Here is a 13343-nt window from a genome sequence, read left to right as displayed (position 1 = left end):
CCCGCCGCAGGGCAGAGGCCTCAGTCCTCCGGCGGGAAGACCACCTCGCCCGAATCGGCCAGCGTCAGCGTGATCGCTTCGACGGGACATCCTTCCGCCGCCGCGAGCACCCGCTCATTGGCGTCGGTCTCCGGATCGCCCGGGTGGGACTGACGGGCGGAGTCCAGCCGGAATCCGCCCGGAGCGTGGTTCACGCACATCCCGGAGCCGATGCAGACGCTCCGGTCGACCTCCACATGCCAGCGGTCCCCCATCACGCCTCCTGCGGGCCGGGCTGCGCGGGCCGGTACCCGGCGGGCAGATGGATCATCTTGTGCTCGAAGTACTCGCCGTACCCCTCGGGTCCGAACTCCCGCCCCAGGCCTGAGTTCTTGTAGCCGCCGAACGGCCCGAGCATGTCGAGACTGAAGGTGTTCACGCTGTACGTGCCCGTCCTCACCCGGCGGGCGATGTCGATGCCGCGCTCGGTGTCGGCGGTCCAGACGCTGCCGCTGAGCCCGTACTCGGAGTCGTTGGCGATCTTCACCGCCTCCGCCTCGTCGCCGTAAGGCAGCAGGCAGATGACCGGTCCGAAGATCTCCTCGCGGGCGATGCGCATGGAATTGTCGACGGATCCGAAGAGGGTCGGCTCGACGTACCAGCCGCGTTCCCGGGACGCCGGACGGCCGCCGCCCGTAAGGATCTTGGCGCCTTCCTCCTGGCCGATCCGGATGTAGTCGAGGGAGCGCTGCTGCTGGCGCTGCGCGACCAGGGGGCCGAGTTCGGTGGCGGGGTCGAGCGGGTCACCGACCTTCAGCGCACCCGCTGCGGCGGCGAACGCCTCGGCGGTCTCGTCGTAGCGGGAGCGCGGGACGAGGATGCGGGTCTGGGCGACGCACGCCTGGCCATTGATCATCCAGGCGAACGGGACGATGCCCGCGACGGCCGTGTCCAGATCGGCGTCGGGAAGGATGACAGCGGCGGACTTGCCGCCGAGCTCCAGGGTGACACGGGTGAGGTTCCGGGAGGCGACCTCCATGACCCGGCGGCCCGCCGCGACCGAGCCGGTGAACGACACCTTGTCGACGCCCGGATGGCCGACCAGGTACTCGCTCACCTCACGGTCCGCCGGAAGGATCGACAGCACCCCTTCGGGGAGCCCGGCCCCGGCGGCGATCTCGGCCAGGATGTAGGCGTCCAGGGGCGATTCGGGCGAGACCTTGAGTACGGCGGAGCAGCCTGCCAGGAGCGCGGGCGCGAGCTTGGCGGCGGCGGTGAACTGCGGGACGTTCCACGGCACGACGGCCGCGACCACCCCGACCGGCTCCCGGCGCACCAGCAGCGGCCCGAGGACGCCGTCGCGGCGCTCCTCGTACGGGAAGGTGCGGGCGACGGCGATCGCCGCGTCCCAGACCATCATCGCGGCGAGCGCCTGCACCATCACACTGGAGCTGTACGGGGTTCCGTTCTCGGAGCTGATGACGCGGGCGATCTCCTCGTACCGCACGGCGAACGCGTCCTTGATCCGCGTGATCACCTCGATCCGCTCGTCCAGGGACGCTCGCGGCCAGGGCCCTTCGTCGAAGGCCCGGCGGGCGGCGGCGACGGCCCGGTCCACATCCGCTTCGCAGGCGTGTGGCACCCGGCCGATGACCTGCTCGGTGTGGGGCGATATCACCTCGATGACGTCCCGGCCGAGCGGATCGACCAACTCCCCGCCGATGAACAGTTTTCCGTGTTCCACAAGCTCGGTCATGGCTGCTGCCTCCCGCGACCCGGCACGTACCGACTCCGCACCTGACTCCATAACTGACTCCGCGTCAGAACTGATACCAGTTCCAGTTCCAGGAGTCCACGCATCGGACGTCCCCACGAGACCGGCAGATCCGAGAGGCACCGGCGCCCCGCCCTGGCGATCGCTCCGCGGCGGGGCTCGCGCCACGCCTTTCCCTTCGATCCGCAGCGACCGGGGGAACTGTGGTCCTTCGCTGACCCGTTGATCCGAAGCCGATAGTCGTCCTGGCCTACTACTGGAACGAGTTCTCGTTACAGTGGGCGTGGCGCAGTGCAGCCGCCGGCCGGGACGGGAGAGGGGAAGCCCCATGACACAGGTGACCGAGCACGGCGGCGGCGTGTGGTCCATCAAGGTCCCGATCCCGGACAACCCGCTCGGCCACACCCTGGTGCATGTTCTCGACACCGACCGCGGGCCGGTCCTCGTCGACACCGGCTGGGACGACCCCGACGCCTGGGACACCCTGGTCGCCGGAGTCGCCGCCGTCGGTGTGGACATCGCCGGCATCCACGGCGTGGTCATCACCCACCACCATCCCGACCACCACGGACTCTCCGGACAGGTCCGCGAGGCATCGGGGGCGTGGATCGCGATGCACGCCGCGGACACCGCGATCGTGCGCCGCACCCGCGACTCCGAACCGGCCACCTGGTTGAGCTACCTCGCGGCGAAGCTCGCCGCGGTCGGCGCACCGGAGGAGCACCTCGCCCCACTGCGCGCCGCCCGCACGGGCGGCCGGATGCGCACACTCCCCGGACTGCGCGCCGCCCTCCCGGACCGCGAGATCGTCCCCGGCGAGCTGCTCGACCTCGCCGGCCGGCGGCTCCGGGCGATCTGGACGCCGGGCCACACCCCCGGCCATGTCTGCCTGCACCTGGAGGAGGACCACCCGGCCGATCTGCCCGGCCGCGGCCGTCTCTTCTCCGGCGACCATCTGCTGCCCGGGATCAGCCCCCACATCGGGCTGTACGAGGACCCGGACGACGCGACGGTCACCGACCCCCTGGGCGACTACCTGGACTCGCTGGAGCGCATCGGCCGGCTCGGGGTCGCCGAGGTGCTGCCCGCCCACCAGTACGCGTTCACGGACGCGGCGGGGCGCGTACGGGAACTTCTCGACCATCACGAGGAGCGGCTGACCGGACTGCTCGCCCTGCTCGCCGCCCCGTTGACGCCGTGGCAACTGGCCGAGCGGATGGAGTGGAACCGGCCCTGGGAACAGATCCCGTACGGCTCGCGGAACATCGCCGTCTCCGAGGCGGAGGCGCATGTGCGCCGGCTGGTGAAGCTGGGGCGCGCGGAGGCGGTGCCGGGCAGCGGGCCGGTGACGTACGTCGCTGTGTGAGACAGCCCTCCGCCCGGGGCGAGCGGGCTACGTCCCGGTAGAGTGTGCGAGTCGTCATCATGCCCGTTCAGGGGGAAGCCGGTGCGAATCCGGCACTGACCACGCAACCGTGAGCCGCTGACACAGCGGTGAGTCGGAATGCCCTGTCCGCGGTCGTGACCGGCTCGCGTCACCGGAACCCCGGTGACCGGCACCGTCGAGGAATACGGGGCCGGAGCCTGGTGCCTGAGTGTGCCTGTGCCCGGTTCCGCACCAGGAGAGGCTCAGCCCGCCATGACCGTACGCCGCAGCGCAGCAGCGCTCGCCGCCACCGCCACCGTGCTCTGTGCGGCCGCTGCCCCGGCCGCGGTCGCGGCGCCGTCCCCCTCCCCCACCCCGTCCGTTGCGCTGCCCTCCGGGCTGTACGGCACCAAGGACCCGACGTACGACGGGGTCTGGCGGCAGTCGCTGGCCTTCCTCGCCCAGCGCGTCGAGGGGGTCGTACCCGCGACGAAGTCGGTGGACTGGCTGATCGCCCAGCAGTGCGCGAGCGGCGCCTACGCCTCGTACCGCGCCGATGTCTCCAAGCCGTGCGACGCCAAGACCATGCTGGACACCAATGCGACCGCCGCCGCGGTGCAGGCGCTGGCGGAGGTCGGCGGGCACGGCGACATCGTCAACAACGGCGTCCGCTGGCTGAAGTCCGTCCAGAACGAGGACGGCGGCTGGGGCTACAACGCGGGCTCCCCCAGCGACGCCAACTCCACCTCGATCGTGATCGGCGCGCTGGCCCGGCAGGGCCAGCGGATCGGCGACATGACGAATCCGGGCGGCAAAACCCCGTACGACGCGCTGCTCGCGCTCGCGATCCCGTGCGGCGGCTCGGACGGCGGCGCGTTCGCGTACCAGCCCGACAAGGCCGGGAAGCTCGCCGCGAACGCGGACGCCACCGCCGCCGCCGTGCTCGGCTCGATGGGCAAGGGGCTGGCCGCCGGGGACAACGCCGCGGTCGAGGGCCAGCCGCCGGCCTGCGGGAAGGGCGACGTCGTCAAGCCGGAACAGGCCGCCCGGAACGGCGCCTTCTACCTCGCGGGCGCCCTCGCGAAGAACGGCGACCATCTGAACCTGCCGCCGATGCCGGGCGCCGACGACACCACCCCGCAGCCCGACTTCGGCAACACCGCGGACGCGGTCGTCGCCCTGGCCTCCGCGGGCCACAAGAACAAGGCGGCCGGTGCGGTCGGCTGGCTGCAGAAGAACTCCAGGAGCTGGGCCGAGGAGAGCGGCCCCGCCGCCTATGCCCAGCTGGTCCTGGCCGCGCACGCGACCGGCGCCGACGCCCGCGATTTCGGTGGCGTCGACCTGGTCCGGGAGCTGAACGCGAGCGGTCCCGCGCCCGCCGCCGTCATCACGCCCAGTGCGACCCCGGACGACTTCTCGGCCGAGGACGGCACCAGCGACGACGCCGGTCTCGGGGTGTGGTGGCTGGTCGGTATCGGTCTCGCCGCCGGTGCGGGCATCGGTTTCCTGATCAGCAGCCGCCGGAAGCCCCAGCAGCCGTGAACCGGGCGGGGAATCGTGCGGGGAGCGCGTTCGGCGGAAGGGTGGCCGTCGCGCTGCTGCTGGTGCTCGGCGCCGCTCTGACCGCGCTCGGAGCGGGCACCGCTCATGCGGCCGGCTACCGCTACTGGTCGTTCTGGGAGGGCAAGGGGTCCGGCTGGGCCTACGCCACCCAGGGCCCCTCGCTCGTCCGGCCCGACGACGGGGCGGTGCAGGGCTTCCGGTTCTCCGTGAGCGAGGACTCCCAGGACTCTGCGAAGCCGCGCCGTGCCCCCGACTTCGCGACGGTCTGCGCGGACACTCCCGCCAAGGACGGCACCAAGCGGGTCGCGCTCGTCATCGACCCCGGCACGCCTGCGGACGCCCCGGCCGGGGAGACGCCGCCCGCGCTGCGCACCGCCTGTGCGCAGGTCGCCACCGGGGCGAGCACCGCCGAGGCGCTCGCCTCGGTGGCCAAGCCGCTGCGCTACAGCAGTAACGCCCTGCTCTGCGCGATCTCCGGTTACCCCGCATCGGGCTGCGGCGAGCAGGTCTCCGGCAGCGGGCACACAGCGTCCGCCTCCCCCTCGTCCTCCCACCCCGGGAACGGGCGCAGCGGTCCGTCCACCGGGGTGCTCGTCGGGCTCGGTGCCGTCCTGTTGCTCGGCATCGCCGCCGTCCTGCAGGCCCGCCGCCGGCGCGGATGACCGTCTCCCCCGGCGCGGTCCGGCTCAGCCATGCACTGCGGGCGCCCGCGGCGACCCGCAGCAACGCCCTGCCCGCCGGGGCCTGGTGGCTGTGGGCGCTCGGGCTGGCCACCGCAGCGTCCCGGACCAGCAATCCGCTGCTGCTCGGGCTGCTGGTGGGCGTGGCCGGATATGTCGTGGCGGCGCGCCGGACGGACGCGCCGTGGGCGCGTTCGTACGGGGCGTTCATCAAGATCGGGCTGTTCGTCGTCGCCGTGCGGCTGCTGTTCTCCGTCTTCCTCGGCTCGCCGATCCCCGGTACGCACCTGGTGCTCACCCTTCCCGAAGTCCCGCTGCCGGACTGGGCGCAGGGCGTCAGGATCGGCGGCCGGGTCACCGCCGAGCAGCTGCTCTTCGCGCTGTACGACGGGGCGAAGCTGGCCACGCTGCTGATCTGCATCGGCGCGGCGAACTCGCTCGCCAACCCGGCCCGGCTGCTGAAGTCGCTGCCGGGTGCGCTGTACGAGGCGGGGGTCGCCGTCGTCGTCGCGATGACGTTCGCGCCGAACATGGTCGCCGATGTGGTGCGCCTGCGCACCGCACGCCGGCTGCGGGGCCGACCGACCGGGGGCATCAGGGCCGTTCTGCAGATCGGACTACCGGTGCTGGAGGGTGCGCTGGAGCGGTCGGTGGCGGTGGCGGCGTCGATGGACGCGCGCGGGTACGGGCGTACAGCGCAGGTCCCGCCCGCCGTCCGGCACACCACGAACGTCCTCACCCTCGGCGGTCTGCTGGGGGTCTGCGCCGGTACGTACGGACTGCTGGCCTCGCAGGGTGCGGTCTACGGGCTGCCGCTGCTGCTCGCCGGGCTCGTCGCCGCTGCGGCCGGGCTGCGGCTCGGCGGCGCCCGCTCGGTCCGTACCCGCTACCGGCCCGACCGGTGGGGTGTGCGGGCCTGGTTGGTGGCGGGGTCGGGTGCGGTGGTCGCGGCGGCGATGATCCTGGCGGGCAGCGTCGACCCGGAGGCGCTGCACCCCGGGGTCGTACCCCTGGTCGCGCCGGTGTTCCCGCTGTGGCCCGCCGCCGCGGTGCTGATCGGGCTGCTGCCCGCAGTGGTGGCGCCCGCGCCGCCCCCGGTGGGTGGTCCGGCCGACGCTCCCGTCGCGCACTCCGAGAAGGAGCAGTGATGATCCGGTTCGAGCAGGTCTCGGTGCAGTTCGAGGGCACGGCGCACCCCACCCTGTCCGGCGTCGATCTGACGGTCCCGGAGGGCGAGTTGGTACTGCTCGTCGGCCCGTCGGGGGTCGGCAAGTCGACGCTGCTGGGGGCCGTTTCCGGTCTCGTGCCGCACTTCACGGGCGGCACGCTGCGCGGCCGGGTCACGGTCGACGGCCGCGACACCCGCACCCACAAACCGCGCGAACTCGCCGATCTGGTCGGCACGGTGGGTCAGGACCCGCTCTCCCATTTCGTCACCGACACCGTCGAGGACGAGCTGGCCTACGGCATGGAGTCACTGGGGATCGCCCCCGATGTCATGCGGCGGCGGGTCGAGGAGACCCTCGACCTGCTGGGCCTCGCGGGACTGCGCGACCGGCCGATCGCCACGCTCTCCGGCGGCCAGCAGCAGCGGGTCGCGATCGGCTCGGTGCTGACCCCGCACCCCAAGGTGCTGGTCCTGGACGAGCCGACGTCCGCCCTGGACCCGGCGGCGGCCGAGGAGGTCCTCGCGGTGCTCCAGCGGCTGGTGCACGACCTGGGCACGACGGTCCTGATGGCGGAGCACCGGCTGGAACGCGTGGTCCAGTACGCGGACCAGGTCGTCCTGCTGCCGTCGCCGGGCGCGGCGCCGGTGATGGGTGCGCCCGCCGACGTCATGGCCGTGTCCCCGGTCCACCCGCCGGTGGTCGCGCTGGGACGGCTGGCGGACTGGGAACCGCTGCCGCTCTCCGTGCGCGATGCGCGACGCCGGGCGACCGGGCTGCGGGAACGGCTGGCGTCGGCCGAGCCGCCGTCGGCCGTCCCGTCGGCGACGCCTGCCGCCCCGGCACCGCTGCCCGCCGCCCCGGTACGGCGTGGGCTGTTCGGACGCCGTCGCGCACCCGAGCCGGAGCCCGCTCCGGGTCCCGTGGGGGAAGCGACCGTCCGGGCCGAGGGTCTGGGGGTGCGGCGCGGTCGCGTCGAGGCGCTGCGCCGGGTGACGCTCTCCGTCACGCCCGGCGAGACCGTCGCCCTGATGGGCCGCAACGGCGCCGGCAAGTCCACGCTGCTCGCCACCCTCGTCGGCACGGTCGAGCCCACGGCCGGCACCGTCCACGTGGGCGGCCGGGCCCCGCACCGTACGCCGCCGCGCGACCTGGTGCGCCGGGTCGGGCTCGTACCGCAGGAACCGCGCGATCTGCTCTGCGCGGACACGGTCGCCGCCGAGTGCGCGGCGGCCGACACGGACGCGGGAGCCACGGCGGGCAGCTGCCGGGCCCTGGTCTCCGAGCTACTGCCGGACGTACCGGACGACACCCATCCGCGCGACCTCTCCGAGGGGCAGCGCCTCGCCCTGGCACTGGCGATCGTGCTGACCGCGCGCCCCCCGCTGCTGCTGCTCGACGAGCCGACGCGTGGCCTGGACTACGCGGCGAAGGCCCGCCTGATACGCGTGCTGCGCGGTCTGGCGGCCGAGGGCCATGCGATCGTCCTGGCCACCCACGATGTGGAACTCGCCGCCGAGCTGGCCCACCGGGTGGTGATCCTCGCCGACGGGGAGATCGTCGCGGACGGGCCGACCCGGCAGGTCGTGGTCTCGTCCCCGGCGTTCGCACCACAGACCGCGAAGATCCTCGCCCCGCAGGAGTGGCTGACCGTGCCGCAGGTACGCGCGGCGCTGGAGGCGGGCGCATGACGCCCCGGGAACGGGCCGTACGAGCGGCCGAAACACCGAGGGACCGGCGCACGGCCGACCGGCAGGCGCGGGCGGTGCGGCTCGGGCCCCGTGCGATCGCCGCGCTCCTCCTGATCAGCGCGATCGGTGTCGTCGCCATCGGCTGGCCGCTGCTGGCCGGCGCGGACTCCGGCCTCGCGCACTCCCAGGACGCGCCCTGGCTGTTCGCCGCGCTGCTTCCGCTGCTGGTCGGGGTGGTCGTCGCGACGATCGCGGACTCCGGCCTGGACGCGAAGGCGGTGGCGATGCTGGGTGTGCTCGCCGCGGTCGGCGCCGCGCTGCGACCGCTCGGCGCGGGGACGGCGGGCCTGGAGCCGATGTTCTTCCTGATGGTGCTCAGCGGCCGGGTGCTCGGCCCGGGCTTCGGGTTCGTACTCGGCTCGGTGACGATGTTCGCGTCCGCGCTGCTCACCGGCGGGGTGGGCCCGTGGATGCCGTTCCAGATGCTGTCGATGGGCTGGTTCACCATGGGCGCCGGGCTGCTGCCGGGCCCGGACCGGCTGCGCGGGCGGGCCGAGCTGCTGATGCTCGCGGCCTACGGGGGTGTGGCGGCGTTCGCGTACGGCACGGTGATGAACCTGTACGGCTGGACGATCGTGCCGGGCCTCGGCTCGGGCATCTCCTTCCATCCCGGTGACCCGCTGCCCGAGAACCTGGTCCGCTTCCTCGCGTACTGCCTGGCCACTTCGCTGGGCTGGGACCTGGGACGGGCCGTGCTGACCGTGGCGCTGACCCTCGTCGTCGGCGGGACGTTGCTGAAGGCGCTGCGCCGGGCCACGCGGCGTGCGGCCTTCGAGGCCCAGGTCACGTTCGAAGTTCCCAAGACGTGACATGAAGTCGCGCTACGGCAGCGCGTGCGGCGCCTGGGCGTTCCGGCAGAACTACGGCTGGTACCGAGTACCGAGCCGTCCACCGGCCGCAGTGCGGGAAGACCCCGACCGGGTTCCGGTCGGGGTCTTCCTCGTGCCCGGGGCCGGTACGAGGGCTCGGTTCACGGTGTCCGGCCGCGGCCGGCCCTCCGTCACCTCCAGGGGTCCGGCCCGGCCCGATCAGCGGTGACGCCGTCCCGCTGCGCGCCCGAGACCGTCCATGGCCGTGACGCTACGCAACCGCGAGCGGCGCCGACAGCGGCGGCCCCCCGGCCGGGGTGCACCTACCACCACTCCCCGGCCGGGGGAAATCCTCACAGCCGCTGGATGATCGTGCCGGTGGCCAGCGCCCCGCCCGCACACATGGTGATGAGCGCGAACTCCTTGTCGCGGCGTTCCAGTTCATGCAGTGCCGTGGTGATGAGCCGGGCCCCGGTGGCGCCCACCGGGTGGCCGAGGGCGATGGCGCCGCCGTTGACGTTGACCTTCGCGAGCCCGTCGAGGTCCCGCTCGAAGACCTGGGCCCAGCTCAGCACCACCGACGCGAACGCCTCGTTGATCTCGACGAGGTCGATGTCCCCCAGAGACATCCCGGACTTGCCCAGCACCGCGCGGGTCGCGTCGATCGGCCCGTCGAGATGGAAGTGCGGGTCGGAACCGACCAGCGCCTGGGCGACGATCCGAGCGCGCGGCTTGAGCCCCAGCGCCCGCGCCATCCGCTTGGACGCCCACATGATCGCGCAGGCGCCGTCGGAGATCTGCGAGGCGTTGCCCGCGGTGTGGATCGCGGTGGGCATGACCGGCTTGAGCCGGGCGAGCCCCTCCATGGTGGTGTCCCGCAGCCCTTCGTCGCGGTCGACGAGGCGCCACATGCCCTGACCCGCCGCCTGTTCCTCCTCGGTGGTCGGCACCTGGACCGCGTACGTCTCCCGTTTGAACCGCTCTTCGGCCCAGGCCACGGCCGCCCGCTCCTGCGAGATCAGCCCGAGCGAGTCCACGTTCTCCCGCGTGAGGCCCCGCTTGCGGGCGATGCGCTCGGCGGCCTCGAACTGGTTGGGCAGGTCGACGTTCCACTCGTCCGGCCAGGGCTTCCCCGGGCCGTGCTTGGAGCCGCTGCCCAGCGGCACGCGCGACATCGCCTCGACACCGCAGCTGATGCCGATGTCGATGACTCCGGCCGCGACCATGTTGGCGACCATGTGGGAGGCCTGCTGCGAGGAGCCGCACTGGCAGTCCACGGTGGTGGCGGCGGTCTCGTACGGAAGTCCCACGGTGAGCCAGGCGTTGCGCGCCGGGTTCATGGACTGTTCGCCGGCGTGGGTGACCGTACCGCCGACGATCTGTTCCACGCAGTCGGCATGAATGCCGGTGCGTCCGAGAAGTTCACGGTAGGTCTCGCCCAGCAGATAGGCGGGATGCAGATTGGCGAGCGCGCCTCCGCGCTTGCCGATGGGGGTGCGTACGGCTTCGACGATGACAGGTTCCGCGGCCATGAGCTCGTCCTCTCCTCGCGCTTCCGCAGGGGGCGTCCCGGCGCCCACGGAAGGAACTAGTACGCGTTCTAGTTCTGCAAGCAGTCTTATGAGGCTTACCCCCGGTACGCAAGAGCCGTGCACGCACCTTGCACGCACAATGGGCGCACCTCGAAGCCCGCACGCGCCCCCCTCACGCAACAGATCAGGCCACAGCTCTTGCCAGTTGTAGAACTCGTTACTACCTTGCGGGCACCTTCTGATGGGTCGTCAGGCAATGTTCGGGCGCCCCTCGGACCGACCTGGAGTTGCCGATGCCCTGCCCCCATCTGCCCCAAGGGTTCGACTTCACCGATCCCGACCTGCTCCAAGCCCGCATCCCGCACCCGGAGTTCGCCCGGATGAGAGAGACCGCCCCGGTCTGGTGGTGCACCCAGCCGGCCGGTGTCTCCGGTTTCGACGACGAGGGCTACTGGGTGGTTACCCGGCATGCGGACGTCAAGTACGTCTCCACACACCCTGAACTGTTCTCTTCCCACACCAACACCGCGGTCATCCGCTTCAACGAGACGATCAGCCGCGATCAGATCGACGTCCAGAAGCTGATCATGCTGAACATGGACCCGCCCGAGCACACCCGGGTCCGCCAGATCGTCCAGCGCGGCTTCACCCCCCGCGCCATCCGTTCCCTGGAACAGGCGTTGCGCAGCCGCGCCCGGTCGATCGTCCAGACGGCCCTCGCCTCCGCCGACGACGACGGCTCGTTCGACTTCGTCACCCATATCGCCGTCGAACTGCCGCTCCAGGCCATCGCCGAGCTCATCGGCGTACCGCAGGAGGACCGGTCCAAGATCTTCGACTGGTCCAACAAGATGGCGGCGTACGACGATCCCGAGTACGCGATCACCGAAGAGGTCGGCACCGAGGCGGCCATGGAGATCGTCTCGTACGCCATGAACCTGGCAGCGGCACGCAAGGAGTGCCCCGCCAAGGACATCGTCTCCCAGCTGGTCGCCGCGGAGGGCGAAGGCAACCTCTCCTCGGACGAGTTCGGTTTCTTCGTGATCCTCCTCGCCGTCGCCGGCAACGAGACCACCCGAAACGCCATCAGCCACGGCATGCACGCTTTCCTCACCCACCCCGAGGAGTGGGAGCTCTACAAGCGTGAGCGCCCGGAGACCGCCGCCGAGGAGATCGTGCGCTGGGCCACCCCCGTGGTCTCCTTCCAGCGGACCGCCACCCAGGACCTCGAACTGGGCGGGCAGCAGATCAAGAAGGGCGAACGGGTCGGGCTTTTCTACTCCTCCGCCAACAACGACCCCGAGGTCTTCGAGAGCCCGGAACTCTTCGACATCTCCCGGGACCCCAACCCCCATCTCGGATTCGGCGGCGGCGGACCGCACTTCTGTCTCGGCAAGTCCCTCGCCGTCATGGAGATCGACCTGATCTTCAACGCGATCGCGGACGTGCTGCCCGATCTGCGGCTGGTCGAGGACCCGCGGCGGCTGCGCTCCGCCTGGCTGAACGGAATCAAGCAGCTCCAGGTCCGTACCGCCGCCGGCTGACCGGCTCGCGGATTCCCGGACGGCGGGGCCGTCCCTCCCACGCCCGGCCCCTGCCGCCCGTCCGCGCCCCGTCCCCTCCTGCCCTCCGCACCCCGGGACAGGCGGTGGACAGCTGTCCGAGGATCATGGCGTCCATGCATGCCCTGCTCTCCGCCTTCGCTCCGATCTGGATACTCACCGCGATCGGCTACGCGGTCGGCCGCAGCGGTCTGCTCGGCGAGCAGGCGGAAGCCGTGCTCGGCCGGTTCGTCTTCCATGTGGCCATGCCCGCGGCGCTGTTCACGATGGTCTCCGGTGCGCGACTGGACGCCTTCGCCAACTCCTCGATGGTGGCGTTCGGGACGGGCACGGCGCTCGTGTCCGCCCTCGGCTTCGTGCTCGCCCGGCGCTTCTTCGGCCGCAAGACGGCCGACCAGGCGATCAGCAGCATGGCGTCCGGCTACGTCAACTCCGCCAATCTTGGTATCCCGGTGGCGGTCCAGGTGCTCGGTGACGCGTCGTTCGTCGCCCAGATCATCCTCTTCCAGGTGCTGCTGGTCTCCCCCGTGATCCTGACGCTGCTGGACACGGGTACGGGGGCGGGCTCCGGAAAGGGCGTCGCACTGCGGCGGATGGTGACCATGCCCGTACGTAATCCGATCATCATGGCCTCGATGCTCGGCGTCGTCGTCTCCGCGCTCGGGCTGCGGCTGCCGCACGCCCTCGAACACTCCTGTGATCTGCTCGGCGCGGCCGCCGTGCCCACCGCCCTGATCACCCTCGGCCTGTCCCTGCACAGCCGCCCGGATCCGGCAACGACAGCGACGACGGTGCCCGCAGGGCGGCGGGAATGGGGCCTGGCGGTCGTGCTGAAGACGCTGGTCCAGCCCCTGATCGCCTTCCTGGTCGGCGGCCCGCTGCTGCACCTGCCGGACCACCAGCTGCTCGCCGTGGTCCTCTGCTCCGCGCTCCCGACGGCCCAGAACGCCTTCATCTACGCCCGCCAGTACGGCCTGGACACCAGCCTCGCCCGCAACTCCGTGGTGGCATCCACGGTCGTGTCCATGGCCACGCTGTCGCTGGCCGCCTGGGCGCTGGCACCGTCCCACCCCTGAGCCGTTCGAGTGGCGGGCCGCCCCGGACAGGGGGATGCTGGAAGACGCGGCGATCCACGCCGAAGGGGTGCCGGGACGATGCGGT

General features: G+C 72.0%; 11 protein-coding genes and 1 riboswitch. Of the genes, 8 read left to right on the top strand and 3 right to left on the bottom strand.

Translation table 11 applies throughout. From position 1 onward, the window contains the following. Positions 1-20 precede the first annotated feature (20 nt). On the bottom strand, positions 21-254 hold the full coding sequence (locus OH809_RS29785; RefSeq protein ID WP_406419043.1) for a ferredoxin: 234 nt from the start codon (positions 252-254) through the stop codon (positions 21-23). Further along, positions 254-1735 (bottom strand): aldehyde dehydrogenase, encoded by a 1482-nt coding sequence (locus tag OH809_RS29780; RefSeq protein WP_406419045.1) that lies wholly within the window; start codon positions 1733-1735, stop codon positions 254-256. The genes OH809_RS29785 and OH809_RS29780 overlap by 1 nt, the downstream gene beginning before the upstream one ends. Positions 1736-2081: 346 nt before the next feature. Here OH809_RS29780 and OH809_RS29775 point away from each other — a divergent pair, with 346 nt between their 5' ends. The 6 genes from OH809_RS29775 (at position 2082) to OH809_RS29750 (ending at position 9088) form a co-directional block, all read left to right on the top strand. Continuing rightward, positions 2082-3119 carry an MBL fold metallo-hydrolase gene (locus tag OH809_RS29775; RefSeq protein WP_406419046.1) on the top strand — a complete coding sequence of 346 codons (1038 nt, stop codon included), beginning with the start codon at positions 2082-2084 and terminating at the stop codon, positions 3117-3119. Between the two features lie 31 nt (positions 3120-3150). Next, positions 3151-3285: riboswitch (cobalamin riboswitch) on the top strand. Positions 3286-3392: 107 nt separating this feature from the next. After that, complete coding sequence (locus OH809_RS29770; protein WP_406515879.1) at positions 3393-4661, top strand: prenyltransferase/squalene oxidase repeat-containing protein; 1269 nt, start codon at positions 3393-3395, stop codon at positions 4659-4661. Between the two features lie 41 nt (positions 4662-4702). After that, complete coding sequence (locus OH809_RS29765; protein WP_406515878.1) at positions 4703-5344, top strand: SCO2322 family protein; 642 nt, start codon at positions 4703-4705, stop codon at positions 5342-5344. Continuing rightward, entirely contained in the window at positions 5341-6510 is a 1170-nt protein-coding gene (locus tag OH809_RS29760; protein WP_406515877.1) for an energy-coupling factor transporter transmembrane component T, read from the top strand. The genes OH809_RS29765 and OH809_RS29760 overlap by 4 nt, the downstream gene beginning before the upstream one ends. Further along, positions 6510-8219, top strand: coding sequence for an ABC transporter ATP-binding protein (locus tag OH809_RS29755; protein ID WP_406515876.1), 1710 nt, complete (start codon positions 6510-6512; stop codon positions 8217-8219). The genes OH809_RS29760 and OH809_RS29755 overlap by 1 nt, the downstream gene beginning before the upstream one ends. Continuing rightward, positions 8216-9088: an ECF transporter S component gene (locus OH809_RS29750; RefSeq protein WP_406419056.1), complete on the top strand. Its 873-nt coding sequence runs from the start codon at positions 8216-8218 to the stop codon at positions 9086-9088. The genes OH809_RS29755 and OH809_RS29750 overlap by 4 nt, the downstream gene beginning before the upstream one ends. A gap of 353 nt (positions 9089-9441) precedes the next feature. Here the strand turns inward: OH809_RS29750 and OH809_RS29745 are convergent, their stop codons facing one another. Continuing rightward, complete coding sequence (locus OH809_RS29745; protein WP_406419058.1) at positions 9442-10620, bottom strand: steroid 3-ketoacyl-CoA thiolase; 1179 nt, start codon at positions 10618-10620, stop codon at positions 9442-9444. Positions 10621-10913: 293 nt separating this feature from the next. Here OH809_RS29745 and OH809_RS29740 point away from each other — a divergent pair, with 293 nt between their 5' ends. Together OH809_RS29740 and OH809_RS29735 are read left to right on the top strand one after the other, a co-directional pair. Next, the gene (locus tag OH809_RS29740; RefSeq protein WP_406419060.1) at positions 10914-12164 is read left to right on the top strand and encodes a cytochrome P450; all 1251 of its coding nucleotides are present in this window, start codon (positions 10914-10916) and stop codon (positions 12162-12164) included. 125 nt (positions 12165-12289) lie between these two features. Next, positions 12290-13258 (top strand): AEC family transporter, encoded by a 969-nt coding sequence (locus tag OH809_RS29735; protein WP_406419062.1) that lies wholly within the window; start codon positions 12290-12292, stop codon positions 13256-13258. Positions 13259-13343: the final 85 nt, after the last annotated feature.

Origin of the sequence: Streptomyces sp. NBC_00873 (genome assembly GCF_045207415.1) — a bacterium.
Classification (GTDB): Bacteria; Actinomycetota; Actinomycetes; order Streptomycetales; family Streptomycetaceae; genus Streptomyces.
Note: the sequence above shows the minus strand (reverse complement) of the source record. Positions and strands in the feature narration are given on the sequence as shown.